At 60.6% G+C, this 17,474-nt stretch carries 17 protein-coding genes; 5 read left to right on the top strand and 12 right to left on the bottom strand.

Features of this window, described 5'->3' with window-relative positions:
* Nucleotides 1–22: 22 nt before the first annotated feature.
* From ACSBOB_RS28400 to ACSBOB_RS28385, 4 genes are read right to left on the bottom strand one after another with little or no spacing between them, the layout of a single operon-like run.
* Nucleotides 23–382: a hypothetical protein gene (locus ACSBOB_RS28400; RefSeq protein ID WP_442579370.1), complete on the bottom strand. Its 360-nt coding sequence runs from the start codon at nt 380–382 to the stop codon at nt 23–25.
* Between the two features lie 35 nt (nt 383–417).
* Entirely contained in the window at nt 418–1,356 is a 939-nt protein-coding gene (gene arcC, locus ACSBOB_RS28395; protein ID WP_442579369.1) for a carbamate kinase, read from the bottom strand.
* Between the two features lies 1 nt (nt 1,357).
* Complete coding sequence (locus tag ACSBOB_RS28390; RefSeq protein ID WP_442579368.1) at nt 1,358–2,362, bottom strand: ornithine carbamoyltransferase; 1,005 nt, start codon at nt 2,360–2,362, stop codon at nt 1,358–1,360.
* 20 nt (nt 2,363–2,382) lie between these two features.
* Nucleotides 2,383–3,612, bottom strand: coding sequence for an arginine deiminase (locus ACSBOB_RS28385; RefSeq protein ID WP_442579367.1), 1,230 nt, complete (start codon nt 3,610–3,612; stop codon nt 2,383–2,385).
* A 607-nt stretch (nt 3,613–4,219) separates the two neighbouring features.
* On the opposite strand from ACSBOB_RS28385, the gene ACSBOB_RS28380 reads away from it, so the two are divergent.
* Entirely contained in the window at nt 4,220–4,690 is a 471-nt protein-coding gene (locus tag ACSBOB_RS28380; RefSeq protein ID WP_442579366.1) for a histidine kinase, read from the top strand.
* 33 nt (nt 4,691–4,723) lie between these two features.
* On the opposite strand, the gene ppk2 is transcribed toward ACSBOB_RS28380, so the two are convergent.
* From ppk2 to ACSBOB_RS28355, 5 genes are all read right to left on the bottom strand, one after another.
* Nucleotides 4,724–5,605: a polyphosphate kinase 2 gene (gene ppk2 / locus ACSBOB_RS28375; protein ID WP_442579365.1), complete on the bottom strand. Its 882-nt coding sequence runs from the start codon at nt 5,603–5,605 to the stop codon at nt 4,724–4,726.
* 26 nt (nt 5,606–5,631) lie between these two features.
* Nucleotides 5,632–7,341 carry a SulP family inorganic anion transporter gene (locus ACSBOB_RS28370; RefSeq protein WP_442579364.1) on the bottom strand — a complete coding sequence of 570 codons (1,710 nt, stop codon included), beginning with the start codon at nt 7,339–7,341 and terminating at the stop codon, nt 5,632–5,634.
* 18 nt (nt 7,342–7,359) lie between these two features.
* Entirely contained in the window at nt 7,360–8,592 is a 1,233-nt protein-coding gene (locus tag ACSBOB_RS28365) for an HlyD family secretion protein (protein WP_442579363.1), read from the bottom strand.
* A gap of 3 nt (nt 8,593–8,595) precedes the next feature.
* Nucleotides 8,596–9,048 (bottom strand): hypothetical protein, encoded by a 453-nt coding sequence (locus ACSBOB_RS28360; RefSeq protein ID WP_442583864.1) that lies wholly within the window; start codon nt 9,046–9,048, stop codon nt 8,596–8,598.
* A 113-nt stretch (nt 9,049–9,161) separates the two neighbouring features.
* Nucleotides 9,162–10,832: a tetratricopeptide repeat protein gene (locus tag ACSBOB_RS28355; RefSeq protein ID WP_442579362.1), complete on the bottom strand. Its 1,671-nt coding sequence runs from the start codon at nt 10,830–10,832 to the stop codon at nt 9,162–9,164.
* A 182-nt stretch (nt 10,833–11,014) separates the two neighbouring features.
* Here ACSBOB_RS28355 and ACSBOB_RS28350 point away from each other — a divergent pair, with 182 nt between their 5' ends.
* From ACSBOB_RS28350 to ACSBOB_RS28335, 4 genes are all read left to right on the top strand, one after another.
* Nucleotides 11,015–11,284, top strand: coding sequence for a hypothetical protein (locus tag ACSBOB_RS28350; protein ID WP_442579361.1), 270 nt, complete (start codon nt 11,015–11,017; stop codon nt 11,282–11,284).
* 170 nt (nt 11,285–11,454) lie between these two features.
* On the top strand, nt 11,455–12,042 hold the full coding sequence (locus tag ACSBOB_RS28345) for a MarC family protein (RefSeq protein ID WP_442579360.1): 588 nt from the start codon (nt 11,455–11,457) through the stop codon (nt 12,040–12,042).
* A 165-nt stretch (nt 12,043–12,207) separates the two neighbouring features.
* Nucleotides 12,208–13,560, top strand: coding sequence for an amino acid permease (locus tag ACSBOB_RS28340; protein ID WP_442579359.1), 1,353 nt, complete (start codon nt 12,208–12,210; stop codon nt 13,558–13,560).
* A 62-nt stretch (nt 13,561–13,622) separates the two neighbouring features.
* A complete protein-coding gene (locus ACSBOB_RS28335; protein ID WP_442579358.1) occupies nt 13,623–14,075 on the top strand; it encodes a hypothetical protein in 453 nt (150 codons plus the stop codon).
* Nucleotides 14,076–14,186: 111 nt separating this feature from the next.
* Here ACSBOB_RS28335 and ACSBOB_RS28330 read toward each other — a convergent pair whose 3' ends face one another.
* The 3 genes from ACSBOB_RS28330 to potE form a co-directional block, all read right to left on the bottom strand.
* A complete protein-coding gene (locus tag ACSBOB_RS28330) occupies nt 14,187–14,954 on the bottom strand; it encodes a TorF family putative porin (protein WP_442579357.1) in 768 nt (255 codons plus the stop codon).
* Between the two features lie 186 nt (nt 14,955–15,140).
* Nucleotides 15,141–16,076 carry an amino acid ABC transporter substrate-binding protein gene (locus tag ACSBOB_RS28325; protein ID WP_442579356.1) on the bottom strand — a complete coding sequence of 312 codons (936 nt, stop codon included), beginning with the start codon at nt 16,074–16,076 and terminating at the stop codon, nt 15,141–15,143.
* 20 nt (nt 16,077–16,096) lie between these two features.
* Entirely contained in the window at nt 16,097–17,455 is a 1,359-nt protein-coding gene (potE, locus tag ACSBOB_RS28320) for a putrescine-ornithine antiporter (protein ID WP_442579355.1), read from the bottom strand.
* Nucleotides 17,456–17,474 lie beyond the last annotated feature (19 nt).

Here is a 17,474-nt window from a genome sequence, read left to right as displayed (position 1 = left end):
GTGTCAGTGCTGCAACCTGGGTTCAGTTTCGCTCGAAGCATTGGGGCAGAATAAAATCATCGCAGACGCCGCCGATGTCCTGCACCCTCACATAGCCCTTCGAATTCAGGCACGCCGCAACCGCCTCGAACAGAAGAGGATCGTTTGGCAAAGCCTCTGCCTGTTTGACCGCAACGCCATCCGGATCGGCAGATGTTACCCGGCTGGCTTCCTGCGTGCACGCATCGATATCCCGACGGCTGGCGTTCTCGCTGGCCGCTGCCATAAGGACGAGAGACCCGAGGGCTATCGCCAGTAGGCGCGGCGTCGACAAGCCGGCCCTCGCCGGCTCAAGCCTCCAGCTTTCGCGCTTCGCTATCCCGCTTCCGATCAGGACCGGCAATTGCCAATACCTCGCATCCCAAGGGCCGACGCTGGTCACGAATGCCAGTCTACGCCCTGAAACTCCTTGCTGACCAGCGTTCCTTTCTCGCCTCGAGCGATCGCCGCGATGTCGGCCAGCGCGCCGATCGCCGCGGTTCGCCCGGTTGCCTCCGCGAATTGGCAGGCGGCCTCGACTTTCGGGCCCATCGAGCCTGCGGGAAACTTGTAGGCGGAGATCGCCTCGGGACTGGCGCGGTGGATCGCCTTCTGCTCCGGCGTTCCCCAGCCGGTGAAAACCGCCTCCGCGTCGGTCGCCATGACGAACAAATCGGCATCGAGTTCCCGAGCGAGCAGCTCGGAACAAAAATCCTTGTCGATGACGGCCTCGACACCCATCAGTTGCCGATCCTTGCCCGGCGCATACATGGTCGGAATGCCACCGCCGCCGGCGCAGATGACCACTGTACCATGATCCAGCAACCATCGGATCGGCCGGATCTCGAAGATTCGCTTTGGCGCCGGCGATGGGACGACGCGCCGCCATTTCGCGCCATCGAGCTTGAAAACCCAGCCCTTCTCCTTCTCGATCCTTTTTGCTTCGCCCTCGTCATAGATCGGCCCGACGAATTTTGTCGGGTTCTTGAAGCCGGGATCGTCGCCGTCCACCTCGACCATCGTCAGCAAGGTGGCAAAAGGGACCTCGAAAGGCAGAAGATTGCCGAGTTCCTGCTCGATCATGTAGCCGATCATGCCCTCGGTCTCGGCGCCAAGGACGTCGAGCGGATAGGCCTCGTCCGGCTTGTACGAAGCGCCCTGGAGCGCCAGCAAGCCCACCTGCGGGCCGTTGCCGTGACTGATCACGAGCTGATGGTCGCCGGCGATCGGCGCGATCGCTTCGGCGGCGGTGCGGATGTTGCGCCGCTGGACGTCCGCCGTCATCGGTTCGCCGCGCCGCAGCAGCGCATTGCCACCCAGTGCGATAACGATGCGCATCTCAATCCCCGAGCGTGGCGACCAGCAGCGCCTTGATGGTGTGCAACCGGTTCTCGGCCTGCTCGAACGCGACATTCGCCTCGGATTCGAACACGTCGTCGGTGACTTCGAGACCGTCGCTCATGCCGTAGTCCTCGGCGATCTGCTTGCCGAGCGTCGTCTGCGTATCGTGAAACGCAGGCAAGCAATGCATGAACTTCACCTGGGAGTTTCCGCTGGCTTTCATGAGGCCGGAATTCACCTGGTATGGGGTAAGAAGCTTGATGCGCTCCTTCCACACCTCCTTAGCCTCGCCCATGGAAACCCAGACGTCGGTGTGGATAAAGTCGACATCCTTGACCGCCGCCTTGACGTCCTCCGTGACGGTGAGCCGTGCGCCCGATTTTTCCTTCAGGTCGTTGGCGATCGTCATGTATTCGTCCGAAGGCCAGAGCGACTTCGGCCCGGAAATCCGAACATCCATTCCCATCAGGCAACCGACGATGAGGAGGGAGTGGCCCATGTTGGATCGCGTGTCGCCGACATAGGCATACTTGATCTGGGAGACAGGCTTGTCGCTGAACTCCCGCATCGTCATGACATCCGCCAGCATCTGCGTCGGGTGGTATTCGTCGGTCAGCCCATTGTAGACGGGTACGCCGGCATATCGGGCGAGTTCCTCGACACCCTTTTGGGCGGAGCCCCGATATTCTATGGCATCGAACATCCGGCCCAGAACGCGCGCGGTGTCCTTGAACGATTCCTTATGGCCGATCTGCGATCCGGCAGGATCGAGATAGGTCACATGCGCGCCCTGATCGTGGCAGGCGACCTCGAAGGCGCAGCGCGTGCGTGTCGACGTTTTTTCGAAGATCAGGCAGATCTCCTTGCCCTTCAGATGCTCCTGCTCGGTGCGGGCATATTTGGCGCGTTTGAGGTCGCGCGCCAGGTCGAGCAGATAGCGGAACTCCCGTGGCGAGTAATCCTGCACGGTCAGAAGCGAGCGGTTGCGAAGGTTCAGGCTCATCAGTCCACTCCTCCAGATGTTCAGTAGGCCGGGTCGCGCAGGATCGGGCAGGTCATGCAGTGTCCGCCGCCGCGCCCGCGCCCGAGTTCGGACCCGCGGATCGTTATGACTTCGACCCCGGCTTTGCGAAGCAGCGTATTGGTGTGGGGGTTGCGGTCGTAGGCGACGACAACGCCCGGCTCGAGCGCGACGACATTGTTGCCGTCGTCCCATTGTTCCCGCTCGGCCTCGTAGACGTTGCCGCCCGTCGTCACCGTCCGCAGCTTGCCGATTCCAAGTGCTTCCTCCACCACCTGCAGCAAGTGCTTTTCCTCACGGTGAACCTCGAAGGCACCGCTCTCGTCGAGGGGATAGATGCTGTAACATCGGACCTGGTCGACGACGTCGCGAAACACGGTCACCAGATCGCGGTCGCAGAAGGTGAATACCGTGTCGAGATGCATTGCCGCCCTGCTCTTGGGCATCAGGCAGCCGATGACGCGTGTCGCGCCGCCGCTCTTGAACAGTTCGCGCGCCACCTGTCCGACGGCCTGATGGGTTGTCCTTTCCCCGAGCCCAATGAGGACGACGCCCTTTCCGATCGGCATCACGTCGCCGCCTTCCATCGAGGCGTGGGCATACCCTTCATCGGAATCGCCCCACCAGATCTTGAAGTTCCCGCCGCTGAAGGAGGGGTGGAACTTGTAGACGGCACGCTGCAACAGCGTTTCAGGCTTGCGGGCCGGCCAGTACATGGGATTGCAGGTCACGCCGCCATAAATCCAGCAGGACGGGTCGCGCTGGAAAAGCGTGTTCGGGATCGGCGGCAGGATAAATTCGGCGTCGCCGAACGCCTCGGACATCATCCCCTTGCCGATGCTCTCGGGAAGATCGGCGACGGTAATGCCGCCGATCATCAAGTCCGAAAGATGTTTCGCATTCAATTCGTCCAGCCACGGCCGCATGAAGGCGGCGTTCTGAAAGCCAACGGAATTGGGTGTTATCAGCCGGTCGAGTACGAAGCTGCGGCCTTCTCCGACGTGGAACGTTTCGGCCAGCAGATCGTGAAGTTCCAGAACTTCGACGCCGCGCTCCTGCATCTTCAGCGTGAAGTCGTAATGGTCTTTCTGCGCCTCGTGCACCCAGATGACATCGTCGAAGAGCAGGGAGTGGCAGTTGCCGGGAGTAAGCCGCTGGTGCGCAAGCGAAGGCTTGCACACCATCACGGTGCGCAGCTTGCCGACTTCCGAATGCACACCGAACTCTCGCATCATTCCCCTCCAGGCTTGCCGCCTACGAACACAGGATCACCAGATCGTCACAACGACGCCGAGGTGATCGGGACGACCGGCGGAAAGCTCGATCGGAGCCATTGGCTAACCTTGTGAGAAATACCGGCGTCATGGCGCCCTTCATCTGGAGCGGAGCCATCGCGGCTCCTCAGAAAACTGACCGATTGCACCTTGTCGCAGCAGATTACTCTCGCCGTCAGACCAGCCTCCTCAAGCCCAGACGCCAACGGACATAGTCGACCCATGCGGAGCGGCGACGCCGTTGGCTACAATTGAACGGAGGATGGCCTGTTCATAGGTCGCGCAGGGTTAATTACTAGGTTTTACGTGTGTGGATTGGTCCAGTACCCCCACGGCATGAGACTGTCGGTCGGATATAGATCGACTACTTGCTCAACTTGGCGTTGATCGTGAACACCGTTGGTGTCAGTCGGCGCTTGCCCGAAGCAAACGCTAGGAGGCCTGTCGTGGGCATGCCCGTTGGGTATATTACCGTATCTTCGATTTGGCCTCGGTGGACTGCTGCAAAATGGCGCTCCTGCCATGGTAATCTGTGAGATCGGAAACCTTGACTGGACCTATCGACATGGCCTCGGACAAATCGATCGACCCGACAGCGACGCCCATATCCGCCGCCCAGCTCCGCCAGAAGCTGCTCGAAAAGGAGATGGAAAAAGTATCGCAGTATCGAAGGGAACAAGACGCCAAGCAGAAGGAACTCACCAAGTTCACGGACGAGTTCCTCGGCCATCACGTGACCGAGGAAGAGATCGCGACCGTGCGACGCTTGGTCATGATCGCCGTCGAAGCTGGCAAGCTCGAGGCGATGGTCTACAGTTTCCCGTCGGAACTCTGCACCGACAGCGGACGCGCGATCAACAGCAACGACCCGGCCTGGCCGCAGACCCTGCAGGGCAAAGCCAAGGAGTTCTTCGAGCGCTACCAGGCGTTCGGCAAGCCTCAAGGCTATAAGCTCAAGGCGATGATCATCAACTTCCCCGGCGGCATGCCGGGCGATGTCGGCTTCTTCCTGAGCTGGGCTCCCGAGACAAAATGACAGGTGGGAGCCCGCTCGTGGCGGGCTCGCCTTTCAAAACATGACGTCCTGTACGAAATTGCGCGGGGAGGAATCCTCGACGTAGTCGTCCGGTCGTTTCTGCCGCTTGCCCAGCTTCGGCTCCTCGAATTTCGGCGGCTCGTAGGGGAGGGCCTTCAGAAGGTGGGTGATGCAGTTGATGCGCGCCTTCTTCTTGTCGTCGGATTGCACGATCCACCATGGCGCGTGAGGCGAGTTGGTAAGGCGGAGCATTTCGTCATAGGCCTTGGAGTAGTCCCACCAGCGCCGATAGGACTCGAGGTCCATGGGGCTTAGCTTCCACTGCCGCAGCGGGTCTTCAATGCGTCGTCTGAAGCGTTTCTCCTGCTCGTGCTCGCTGACCGTCAGGAAATATTTCAGCAGCGTGATGCCGGACTCGACGATCGCAGCCTCGAAAGCGGGGCACAGTTCCAGAAAGCGTTGAGCCTGCTTTTCGGAGCAGTAACCCATCACCCGTTCCACACCCGGCCGGTTGTACCAGCTGCGGTCGAAGATCACGACCTCGCCCGCCGCCGGTAGATGGCGGATGTAGCGTTGCATGTAGATTTGGGATTTCTCGCGGTCGGACGGCGCAGGCAGAGCGACGATCCGGAATACGCGAGGGCTGAGGCGTTCCGTGATGCGCCTGATAAGTCCTCCCTTGCCGGCGGCGTCTCGTCCCTCGAAGATGATCACCACGCGCGCACCGGTGGATTTCACCCAAGCCTGCAAATGGGCAAGCTCGATCTGCAGGCGGGCAAGCTCCCTGGTGTATTTGCCGCCGGACTTTTCCTTTTCCGATTCTTGCCCGATATCTGAGGCAGAATGCGCATCGGCCGCTTCGGTCTTCTTCTCGTGCGGCTCCTGATCAGCCTTCCTGTTCTTTTTCTTGCTCATCGCTGCTCCCTCCCTGTTAAGCCGTGCTATGACGGCATTGGTGAGTTCGACGTCTCGACGCTGCGGGCTTCGAAGGCGCGAAGGGCATCGTCGAGATCGTCGAAGATCATCGCCGGGCCGATGCTGGCCAGGACACCGGCGCGCTCGAGCAATGCGCGCGCGTCGGCATGCAACTCCGCCAGGCCAACGGCTATTCCTCGGTTGGCGAGATCGGTGGCGAAATCGCCGAGCATGCCGGCGCCGGTGCTGTCGATCTGGGCGATTGCGCTGGCGTCGAGCACGAACCACCGGGTTTCGTCAGACAGCGTCTCGGCAATGGCGCGAAGCCGCGTCTCGACATAATCCGAATTGAAGAAAAGCAGGCTGCCCTGAACGATGGTGATGGCAAGCCCTGGAACGGCGCGAGCGGCTGGGCTGCGATGCAGTTTGTAGAAACCGTCGCGCCCCGGTATCCGGCCCAGCATTGCTTCACGCGGAAACATCATCTGGCGCAGCACGTAGAGCAGCGTCGCGCCGATCGCGATGATAACTCCGTACAGGACGCCGAGGCCAATTGGTCCGAACAGCGCGATCAGCGCGAACACGAACTCCATCGGGCTGATGCGCCATATCTGTCGCAACGCGCCCAGGTCGATCAGGCTTATCGCGGCGGCGACCAGGATCGCACCAAGCGCGGGAACGGGCAGGATCTTCAACGCGTCGCTGAGGAAGAGCAAGGTGGCAATGAGTGCTGCGGCCGCCACGATGCTCGCCATCTGCGAGCGTCCGCCAACATTGGCGTTGATGGCCGTTCTGGAATCCGATGCCGTTACCGGGAAGGTGCCGAACAAGCCAGCCGCGACATTGGCCGCGCCGAAGCCGACAAGCTCGCCATCGGCGTCGACACGGTAGCCGCCGCGAGCGCCAAAACTGCGCGCCGTGACGATGCCAGCGCCGAAGCTGACCAGGAAGATCGCGGCCGATCCGGACAGGATGAGATCGAACGGCAGATCGCCTACCGGCGGCAGACGAAGGCTGGGAAGCGCGGTGGGGACATCACCTACAACGGCAATCCCGTGTCCCTGGAAATCGAAGACAAAGGACAATGCGACCGAGATCACGACGACCAGCACCGGACCGGGAACGGGCGAGCGAAACGCCGTCGACACCTGCAATAGGGCGAACATGACTGCCGCGAGCAACAGGGACGGCCAGTGAATCAGATTTGCCTTCTGGATGAGTTCGACCAGAGGAGAAATCAGGCCGTCGGCTTCGACCGATACGCCTGTAACCCTCTTGATCTGCCCGATCATGATCGACAGCGAAATACCGGCGAAGAAGCCGATGAGGATCGGCCGCGATAGAAAGCTGGCAATGATGCCGAGGTGAAGCACCCGCGCCAGAAGGCAGAGCGCGCCCACGCACAGCGCCATGGTTGCTGCGACGGCGACGCGATCGGCCCCCGGCGCGGCCGCCAACACCGCCGCCATGGCCGCCGCCAGCACCGTCATCGTGGCCGCATCAGGCCCGACGATGAGTTGCCGCGAGGGCCCGAACAATGCGTAGGCAACCAGCGGCGTGATGCTGGCGTAGAGCCCTGTTTCCGGGGGAAGCCCGGCGATCGCCGGGTATGCTATCGCGCTCGGCAAGCCGACGGCGGCGATCGCCAGGCCGGCTGAGACATCGTTGCGAAGCCATGGCAGGCGATAGCCACGAAAGCTCGGTGCGAAGGGCAAGGACTGGAGATTGAGCTTCATCTCCGGCACGCCGCTTTGTCAGTGACCGCTCAGAACGAGCGTCTGTATCGGCAACAGAATCGCCTGCAGCCGCAACAGCAGGGCGTGGACAAGCCCAACGGTGTCGATCAGGTGCAGATAGAGCCAGCGCCCTGTGCTGATATCGGGCGATGCAAGCTCGTCGTGGTTGTTCGTATAGGCGTTGGCAATGCAACTGCTGCCGGGTGGGATGCCATCGAGCAAGCCTGGCCAGAGCGGCTCGAGATAGACGGTGATCGTTCCGGGACGAGCCAATTGGGTCACATCGACAAGCTGGTCAGTCGGCCTGACCTGGCCGGATGCGATCACATCCTGGATCTCGGTGACAACCATTGGGATGATGGTGAACGGCTTGGCGGCGCAGGTCGCCTCGGCGATCATGCCGACCTTCATCACCTGCGCTTCGATCTGCAGGAAACCCCCGACCAGTCCGACTCGCCTGTTCTCGGTGGGGACCAGGATGCCGGCGGACCGGATCATCGGGTTCACGACGTCGCCGGCGCGCAGCGCGAACTGCTGAACCACGCCGGTGACGCCGGCGCGCACGACTGTCCTGTCCAGTTCCACCTGGGCTTGCGCCAGTGCGGCCTCCGCACTTGCCTTCTGCGCCGGAAGCAGGCTTGAGATCTGGGTCTGCAGCACCTCCTTGCTGGCAAGGGCCTCTCTCACTCCTCCCTCGCGCCCGTCGGCGGCGACCTTCAGCCGCTCCAATTCGCGCTGGGTGACGACGTTGGCGTTGCGCTTCATCAATTCGGTCTTCGTATTCAGCTCGTCCTGCGCCTGCATGTAGGCGGCCTCGGCCTGGGTGATCCTGCCGTCCGCCGCCGCGAGTTCCATTTTCGCGACCTGCAGTTGGGCATCGACCTCTGCCGAGCGCCGGCGAGCCGTCTCCATGGCGGCCTCCTCCTCCCTGCTGTCGAGCCGAAACAACGGGGTACCGGCCTTCACTTCTTCGTTGAGCTTCACGAAGACCTCAGCAACGCGCCCGTTCTTCTCCGGCAGGATTGTCACGGTGCGGAAGGCGGCCGTGACATTGCTGCTTGCGGGATGGAAGTAGAAGATGAGCGTGATCAACGCGATGGTGAGGACAAGGCACGCGGTGATCCCGTACCGCAGTTCGTACCAGACCGTATAGATCGTGATCTCTCGACCGATCCTTTTGCCCTGCACGAACCGCCGAAACAGAAAATCAGGAAAGATCGTCAGCAGCGAGCATAGGAACAGTTCGACCATGCTTCACGCCTTTTCGCCGGAAACGCTTTGCGAAGGTTGCTGCGCTTGCGCAACAACAGGATTTTCTGGCGCCGCGGGGACGGCAGCTTGCGGCGGCGAGGGCGGCTGATCGTAACGGCTGGCGATGCGGCCGAGAGAATCCGCGATCGAAACCATCGGCGTCCTGAAGTCCGGGAACTGAACCATCGCAAGGAGCAGGCCGGCGATCCAGAACAGGTGGTTGTGGGTAAAAAGCGAAATCAGGGCAAGCACGCCGATGATCTCGATCTGGGTCCGGTTCGCCCGATGCGCCAGGCGTTCGGGCAACGCATGAAGCCGGAAATAGAATGCGCCGAGAAGCAGGATCATCACGATCAGGACCACGATCATGATGTTGAAGAGGATGTCGGTCTGGCCCGGGGCCGTTATGAAGGGAGGGAGGTGATCGATAGCCACCGGATGAATCTGGTTGTCCATGCCACTGCTACCCGTTTTCCACGCAGGAATCCCCAAACATACCGTATAGACGGAAGGCGACGGCAGAAGCGAGTGTGGCCGCGTAAATTACAGTAAGCTTTGAATTTTGCCCTCTATTGGCCTTCACCGTAGGGTCTGCGACGGCGTTCGCCAAAGGCTTTCGTGCTGACGGTTTTCGACAGGTCCCGCCCCGGAAGTCCGGCCTTGCGCAAGCCGTCGACAACCATCCCGACGAGATCCGGACGCAGGCTGCGCTTTTCCAGATCTATCAGGACGTGGTCACCGTAGTCTGGATCGATCGCCATGATGCGCCTGACGGCGCGAGCCGCTTCCTCATCGCGCCCGAGCTCAGCGGCCGCCATCGCCACAGCGACCGGGCCGTAAATCACGAGGCTGCCCATCTTCCTGGCTTGCATCAGTGCTTCCTCATATCGCCCATGCGCATAGTGATAGAGGAAGAGGCCAATCCGGTAGCCGCCAGGCTGGGCGGGATTCCGTGCGTAGGATTCCTCGAGAAGCGGGATCGCCCGATCCCATTTGCCCAGCATCGCATACCTCTGGCCCAGATCGGCGGTTATCGCCGTATCGTTGGGATTGATTGCCCGAGCAGCTTCAAGGGAGGCTATGCTGGAGTCCAGATCGTAGATGAACCAGTAAGCCAGCGACCTCGCATAATGGCTCCAACTCGAGTTCGGAGCCAGCTCGACCGCGCGGTCGGCCAGGGCTAGGGCACGATCAAGCAGGTCGGAGTCCGGCGGCACCGTATCGCCATGGAAACGATACGTGTTCGAGTAGATCAGCGATAGGCAGGCGAACGCATCCGCGTAACCGGGTTCGCGCCTGACCGTAAGTTCCAGGCATCTGCGGACCTCAGGCAACAATTGCGGGTCGAATGTTCGCCAATACTGGTGAAAACGAAGAACGCAGCCGTAGCTGCCCAGTTGGTCGGGGGGAGAGCCCTCACTGTCCTTGGCGCGGTCGCTGCTTATTATCCCGTAGGGCTGGGCCAGCATTTGAACGATACGGTTCGCCACCTCATTGCGCAGGGAGAATATCTCGCCCGGGCTCATGGACCGCTCGAAACTGTCCGCCCAGATCGTTCGACCGCTGCGCTGCTCGGCGAAGACAATATCCACCCAGAACCGCTCGCCAGTGATGGCTGCGCCGCCGCGCAACACATAGGCGGCCTTCATAGCCTCGGCGCCTTCGACAAGTGTTCCCGCTTCCGGACCGAATATCCGCAGCCCGGAGAAACGACTGAGACCCACCACAAGCAACCTGGTCAATCCGGTCACGAAGTGCGGAAAGGCCGAATGGTCGCCTTCCTCCGTGAAGGCCTCCACGAATATCGAAGGTCCGCCATCCGCGATCGGGCGCCTGTCTTCCTGGGGCGTCGCAGCAACCGGAGGATCCTGGATCATTTGGTCAAACGTCGGAACGTAGGAACCCTTTGGTATGTGGATCTGTATGCTCTCACTGCGGCCGCTTGTGAGATAATAGTGCTCCAAAGATCGGCGCAATCGACCGGCCACGATCCGCACAATCGAGTCGACCTGCGGATCGAAACTGTCGTCACGTCCGAACACAGAAGTTGCGATATTATAACCCTTGATGCGCGAGGGCCGACCCTGCAGCGTCTCTTCGACAACGTAAGTCAGAAAATTGCGCAACCTGTCGGTCGCATCAAAATCCTCAGACGATAATATCCTGGCGAGAGCCTCCCGCACGGCTTGCGGAGAAGGCTCGCTTTTCTTCTCCCCCCAGCCGAGCTCCCTCCCGGTCATTTTTCGTTCTCACAAACAATCGGGGGGCGGTTCAAACGCGCCGCCATTCTGCTTTGTTTGACCACTATACAGGAATGATATGGATCTTGAAACAGCTACAATAACCTATTTGAAACAGTGATTAACATCTGCGGCGCGTGGGAATGCGCTAACGTGAAGGCGGTAGCGCGGGAGGCAGCAACATGGCTGGCGCGAATGCGGCACGCCTTGACCTTACGCAGATCATCGCCCGCTTTCCGAATGACGGTGGGCTGATTCGCCGCCTGATACTCAGGGACGAGACGTTTCGCGGAATCTGCGAGGAATACATGCTCGCTCGCGCGAGTCTGTCGTGGTTCGAAGCGCTTCCTGATGGAGCCAACAGGCTCGAGGTCGCTGACTTTCGCGCGCTGATCCCTGGTCTTGAGACCGAGATAGAGCAATTTCTGCAGAAAGCGCGGCAATCGTTGTGACAGGGACAAAGCTCCGTCAGCCGACGATGCCACGCCATTCCAGGCATGGCCGCAGACGGCGGCAGGTTCCTCCAATGTGGTTGCATCCACCGCGCCTTGCTTGGAGCCAGGACAAGTGAGGCCATCGGATGGAATTCGGCCCTTTCAAGATTTTCCTCATGCTTTTCCTTGTGCTTGGCCCGATCAAGATATTGGTTCCATTCCAGGATCTGACGCAGCGTTTCGACCTCGCCATGCGCCGCCGAATTGCCCGCCGGGCCATATTGTTCTCGGCCGCAGCCTTGCTTGTCGCGGGGCTCCTCGGACGGACCATGCTCGAAAATTTTGGAATTTCGCTGCCGGTGCTCGCCTTGACCGGAGGCACGATCCTGTTCCTGGTGGCGCTGCAGACGGTGATGCAGGGTGGAACGCCTTCTCGAATCTATCGAGACGACGTTTTTGAGCAGACCGTCGGGCTTGCCCTGATGCCGATCGCGTACCCGATCATCGTCACCCCTCAAGGGGTGGCCGCAGTAATCGTCTTCGCAACGCTTGCCGACGGCCAATTCGAAGGCAGTACGGTGGTGATCGGTATCGTCCTCCTGATCCTCGCCCTCAATTGGATTTCGATGCTTTTCGCCGCAACGATCCTGAAATGGGCTGGTACGATCCTGCAGATTTTCGGAGTGGTTCTTGGCGTGACGCAGGTTGCGCTTGGTCTTCAGATCATCCTCCACAACCTCAGCCTCATCGGCGTTTTTGCGGAGCGCGGTCAGTGACCTGCCGCTTTCTTTGCCGGATGTGGCGAAGGCCAAGTTGACCGTAAGTTACCTCGGTCCAACGCCATCTTGCGATAGTGTGAAGCAGGCCAAACCATTCAAACATGGCGCTCAGGCGATGCTTCCGATCCCATACTTCCTCGCAACGGCTCGAAAGCCGTTTTGATGTCGCGACAAGACAATGCGACCTCGATAACGGCACAGGATAAATCCAGCGGGCTCGGACTGGCCGCGTGCACGGCTTTGGTCGTCGGCAACATGATCGGATCGGGCATATTCCTGCTTCCCGCATCCTTGGCAGCCTTCGGGCCGATATCGCTGGCCGGATGGGTCGTGACATCGTTTGGCGCATTGGTTCTGGCGATCATCTTCGGCAGGTTGTCGCGGATCGTGACAAAGACCGGTGGCCCATACGCCTATACCGAAGCGGGTTACGGTGAATTCGCCGGCTTCATCATTGCCTGGGGCTATTGGATCGCTCTTTGGACAGGCAATGCGGCGGTCGCAGTCGCTTTGGCTGGATATGTTGGCTATCTTTTTCCGTCGATCAGGGATTCGAACACCTACAGCCTCCTGGTTGCGCTGGCGGCCATCTGGACCCTTACGCTGGTGAATGTCCGCGGCGTGGCGGGGGCCGGTCTCGTTCAGATTGCGACCACCATATTGAAGCTGGTTCCGCTGGGGTTGATAGGGACGGTTGGCTTTTTCTGGGTCGAACCGGCCAACTTTTCACCGCTAAACACCAGCGGACAATCCAATCTCGCCGCCATCTCGGCGGCTGCGGCGCTGACCCTGTGGGCCTATCTCGGCCTCGAGTCGGCCACGGTTCCTTCAGGCTCGGTCGTCGATCCGGAGAAAACCATTCCCCGCGCCACAATCGTAGGTGTGCTGATCGCAGCGGCGGTCTACATCGCGGTCACCACCGTTGCCATTGGCGTGGTGCCTTCAGCGACGCTGGCGACCTCATCGGCTCCGCTTGCCGAAGTCTCGCGTCGGATGTGGGGAGAGGTCGGGGGAGTGCTGGTCGCCATCGGCGCGATTATCTCCACCTTCGGCACGCTCAATGGGTTTACCCTGCTGACCGGGCAGGTCCCCTACGGCGCGGCTCTCGACCGCGTCTTCCCGGAACGCATGGGGCATCTTTGCCGCTACGGAACGCCTGCCAACGCGCTGATCTTCTCGAATGCGCTGGCATCGCTGCTTGTCATCATGAACTTCGCACATGGCCTTGTCGGGGCCTTCAATAAGATCATCCTGCTCGCGGTCATGTCGAGCCTGCTGCCCTATGCGCTCTGTTCGCTCGCCGAGATGATGATAGCGCTGCGGACGGGTCGATTTACCCCCGGTCCCGGCAAACTGAAGATCGCCTTGCTTGGGCTCGTGGGCTTCGTCTACGCGGTATGGGCGGTCTATGGAGCCGGTGCCGAAACGGTCTTTCTCGGATTCCTGCTCATCCTTGCCGGCGTCCCCATCCATGTCGCGATCAAGTGGCGATATTCCCGGTTTCAGAGCGGGTAAACCGGCGACGAGCGAGTTTCGGAGAAAATGTCTTTCGGGAGAGGTTAGCCGCGATGCGAACGTTGAAGGACACCAAAAGGCGTGGAAAGCCTGCATCTCTGGTGTATCGCTGGAGGCTATCGGCGAGCCTCGTGGTGTTCGCGTCTGTGCTTACGGGCGGCGAGGCGCTGGCTCAGTCGGAGGGCGCGCTTCAAGGGGCGTGGAGCATGGTCGGCACTGAGTGCCCGCAAGTGTTCGAGTTCTCCAACGGCCAGCCGGAATTCCGCGACAGGGGTTCGTCCGTCAACACGGGTATAATCATCCGAGGGAAAACAATGATCGGACCGATGTCGACTTGCAGCATCGGCCGTGTAAGCGAGAACCAGGGCCTGTATAAGGTAAGCCTGAACTGCGCCAGTTCGATTATGTTCGACGAGATTTCGGTCTCTCTCAAACTGGTCGACGCTCAACATTTCCATCGCATCGACCCGGATTTTCCCGAGATCTCGCGCGAATATCAGAAATGCTCGCCTTAACCTCGAGTCCGCCGGGGCTCGATCGGAATGGGATAAGGCAATTGCCTGCCCCACTACATCGTCCCGGCTGCCCTATGGAGCCGGCCGGCAAAATGTCGTGTAGCCACTTTCCTATTTGCCAGTCATCCAGTCCTTGGCTTCCGACCAGCTCGTGTCAAAGGATATTGTCGCGACGACGCGCGAGTCGCAACCGTCCGAGAAACCGCTGCGGGCGACGCATTCGTTATCCGAGAGATCCGTGCCCCAGTAGCGCAGATCCAAAGTGACGGCCTTCCAGTTGTAAGACAGGCCCGCTGTCCAGGCGAGCTGCTCGAAAGCGTCGGGGTCCTCGAAGAACTGGTATCCGATGCCGCCATAGACCGAGAAGTCATTGGGCAACGGCACCCTGACGCCGGCAGCGACCCAGGTGGCTGTGTTTCCGCTCTGGTTGTAGTCCGGCGCGAAGAAGACGCGCGCGCCGACCGTGAGCTTGTCGTCGAAATTGTAGTCGGCCTTGGCGAAGATTTCGCCGTAGTCGGGACTGACATGCTTCGGCGAGTAGAAATAATGGACATAGCCGAGGTCCAGGGAAAGCTGGCCGAATTGCGGCCTGATACCCGCCGCGACATCGATCTCCGCGCCCTCGAACCCTTCGCCGTAGTCGACGTTGGACGCCCAGACATTCACATAGGCCGTGCCGATAGTAGGCAGCTCGATATAAGGTTCGATGTAGCCTTGAATTGCCGGCGAGCTGTTGTTGTTGGTTATGCCGCGCGAGACATAGTCGGTCGTCAATGAGACTCCAAAGGCGATGTCGAAGGGAACTCCGGGCGTGGTCGCGAGCGGGGCGTACTCCTCGCCGGGCGCGATATCCTGCTCCGCGGCCGAAGCGCATGTCATCACCTGACTTCCGCAGAATACAAGTACAGCGAGAAAGGCAATTGTCCTATGCACGCTGCGCGACAGATAGAGCGAAAACTGTTTCATGAATCGTCCCCTTCGAATCATGGTGATGCCGGTACGATACCAAATATCCTGACCATTGTTGCCGTGAAGTGGTTCAATTCCGCGCGAAGCTTCAAGAACCTACTCCGGCAGGGCGCTCTGACGGATGAAGGTGACGATCCTGTCATCGGGTGCACCGAACCATTTGGTATAGAGTTCCCGAAAGTCGGTGGATGGAAAGAATTCGCTCAGCGCGCGATCCACCACGAGCCTGAAATCGTCGTCGTTTCTGGCCATCGCCAAGGCAACGGGCTCGGATGTGAAAAGCCTGTCGAGGATGATCAGGTCGTCAGGCGACGGACTGCCTGCGGCAGCTTCGATCAGGGTAGGACGTTCGCCGAAGAAGACGTTCGACGTGCCATCCAGTACGCTCGACACCCCGGCCTTGTAGTCGGCGACCGGAACAACGGTGGCAGTGAGCTGAAAATGCTGGAGCCGCTCCGATAGCCAGGCTTCGCCCGTGGTGTCCTTGACCACCGCGAACGTCTTGCCGGTCACGATCTGGGCCGGCGATCCGCGCCAGATCGGTCCCGACGCCGGACGCCCCGCAAGCACATCCTGCAAGGCCTTCGACGAGTCGGCCCGCAGCATCGCTGCGATGCCGCCCGGATAGATGGGGATGGAGAAGGAAGCCTGCTTGCGGGCCTCCAGCGTGACGGAAGAGCTTGCGCACACGAGATCGATCTTGCCCTGTTCGAGCGCTGCAAAATGTTCCCCGAGCGTTATGGGCACCCACTCGACGTCCAACTCGGCTACGCCGAGTTCGGCCTTGATCTCCTCTGCAACCTTGCCGCACAGGGCGACCGAATAGCCGGCCGGCCCGCCGCTTCCTTCCGCGAAGGAAAACGGGCGTGCGTCCGCCCAATAGCCAAATGTCACCTTGCCTGCCTGGCGGATCTTGTCGAGGGCCGCCGCTTGCACGGAGGTGGCGCCGAGAAGCATCGCGTTGAGTGCAAAGCCTGCCGCAAGCCAAGCCACGACCCGATAGCGGCGGTGGGTGTTCCGTTCATTGGACATGACCGATCTCCTCTCGACGCCTACTCTGCCGCAAGCCCGTGCACGGCAGGCTTGCGTCCGCTCGCCGCTTCCGTTCGTGCCGAGAAACGAGGAGCGATGAAGCCCCAGATGATGAAGGTGATGGCGGTCACCAGCATGCCGCCCATGACAGCGGAATGGCCGGACGCATAGAGCGCGTAGGTGCTGTAGAGCATCGCCACCAGGGCGATGGCGACGTTGAAATTGTACTTTGCGCCGCCGACGCCAGCCGACTTCATCATAATGATCAGTGCCGACAGCGAGATGATGTAAGGTATCACATTGGTCACGACCGCGAGATTGACCAGGGCGGAAAACTGCTCGCTCAGGGTCGGCGATATGGTCGACAGAGCGAGCAGCGTCTGGACTATTCCAAGCACGATCATCCCGGTGACAGGCGCGCCCATTCGGTTGACCTTGCTAAAGAAGGCGGGGAACATCCGTTCATCTGCAGCGGATTTTCCGGTCTGGGCAAGGGTGAACTGCCATCCCAGCAACGAGCCCAGGCAGGCGACGATCGCAAGGATCATGATGATCGAGCCGACGACCGGACTGAACATGTGGGCATAGGCCAAGCCGAACGGACCTGTCGATTTGGCGAGTTCCTCGTTCGGCACAATGCCTTGGATGACCGTTGTCGAAAGGATGTAGATGACCGCCGCGCCGAGCGTGCCGAACAGGCATGCCAGCGGAACGTCGCGCTTCGGATTCTCGACCGCGGCGGAGTTTTGCGCGGCCGATTCCATGCCGAGGAAAGCCCAGAGCGTCAGCGCGATACTGGAACCCATGCCTTCCGCCAGGCTCAGTCCATGCGGGTTCCAGGCGGCCGCGAAGGTCGCCGAACTGAACCAGAACCAGCCGATGATCGAGAGTAGTCCGACCGGAATGATGACGCCCCAGACGGTGAAGGAACCGATGCGCCCGGTGACGCTCGGACCGCCGAAATTCGCGGCCGTGGTCAGCCACAGCAGGGCGATGACCCCGATGCAGGTGGCCACCGGCGTCGATGAAAGCCAGGGGAAGAATGATGCGAGGTATCCGACGGCCGAGATGCCGATCGCGACGTTGCCGATGGCCAGCGACAGGAAATAGAGGAGGAAGACGAGGAAATAGCCGGATTTTCCATAGGCATCTTCGGCATAGGCAGACATGCCGCCCGGCCGTTGATTGAATAGCCCAGCCTGCGCAAAACCGTAGGCGATCGCCATGGAGCCCAGCGCGGTTACGATCCAGGACAGCAGCGAGATCGCGCCGACCTTCGCCATGTTGGTCGGCAGCATGATGATGCCCGAGCCCATCATGTTGACCGCGACGATGAAGGTCAACTGGATCAGGTTCATGCGTTTCGGCTGTTCAGCCATAGCCAGTCCTCCCCAGTGT

Origin of the sequence: Mesorhizobium sp. KACC 23794, assembly GCF_052180275.1 — a bacterium.
Taxonomy (GTDB): Bacteria; Pseudomonadota; Alphaproteobacteria; order Rhizobiales; family Rhizobiaceae; genus Kumtagia.
Note: the sequence above shows the minus strand (reverse complement) of the source record. Positions and strands in the feature narration are given on the sequence as shown.

Excerpts from the sequence above, each read along its gene's own strand:
- ACSBOB_RS28340 (WP_442579359.1), top strand. The coding sequence starts at position 12,208 with ATGTCGCGACAAGACAATGCGACCTCGATAACGGCACAGGATAAATCC.
- ACSBOB_RS28350 (WP_442579361.1), top strand. The coding sequence starts at position 11,015 with ATGGCTGGCGCGAATGCGGCACGCCTTGACCTTACGCAGATCATCGCC.
- ACSBOB_RS28325 (WP_442579356.1), bottom strand. The coding sequence starts at position 16,076 with ATGTCCAATGAACGGAACACCCACCGCCGCTATCGGGTCGTGGCTTGG.
- ACSBOB_RS28360 (WP_442583864.1), bottom strand. The coding sequence starts at position 9,048 with ATGGACAACCAGATTCATCCGGTGGCTATCGATCACCTCCCTCCCTTC.
- ACSBOB_RS28385 (WP_442579367.1), bottom strand. The coding sequence starts at position 3,612 with ATGCGAGAGTTCGGTGTGCATTCGGAAGTCGGCAAGCTGCGCACCGTG.
- ACSBOB_RS28380 (WP_442579366.1), top strand. The coding sequence starts at position 4,220 with ATGGCCTCGGACAAATCGATCGACCCGACAGCGACGCCCATATCCGCC.
- ACSBOB_RS28370 (WP_442579364.1), bottom strand. The coding sequence starts at position 7,341 with ATGAAGCTCAATCTCCAGTCCTTGCCCTTCGCACCGAGCTTTCGTGGC.
- ACSBOB_RS28365 (WP_442579363.1), bottom strand. The coding sequence starts at position 8,592 with ATGGTCGAACTGTTCCTATGCTCGCTGCTGACGATCTTTCCTGATTTT.
- ppk2 (WP_442579365.1), bottom strand. The coding sequence starts at position 5,605 with ATGAGCAAGAAAAAGAACAGGAAGGCTGATCAGGAGCCGCACGAGAAG.
- ACSBOB_RS28330 (WP_442579357.1), bottom strand. The coding sequence starts at position 14,954 with ATGACATGCGCTTCGGCCGCGGAGCAGGATATCGCGCCCGGCGAGGAG.
- ACSBOB_RS28355 (WP_442579362.1), bottom strand. The coding sequence starts at position 10,832 with ATGACCGGGAGGGAGCTCGGCTGGGGGGAGAAGAAAAGCGAGCCTTCT.
- potE (WP_442579355.1), bottom strand. The coding sequence starts at position 17,455 with ATGGCTGAACAGCCGAAACGCATGAACCTGATCCAGTTGACCTTCATC.
- arcC (WP_442579369.1), bottom strand. The coding sequence starts at position 1,356 with ATGCGCATCGTTATCGCACTGGGTGGCAATGCGCTGCTGCGGCGCGGC.
- ACSBOB_RS28390 (WP_442579368.1), bottom strand. The coding sequence starts at position 2,362 with ATGAGCCTGAACCTTCGCAACCGCTCGCTTCTGACCGTGCAGGATTAC.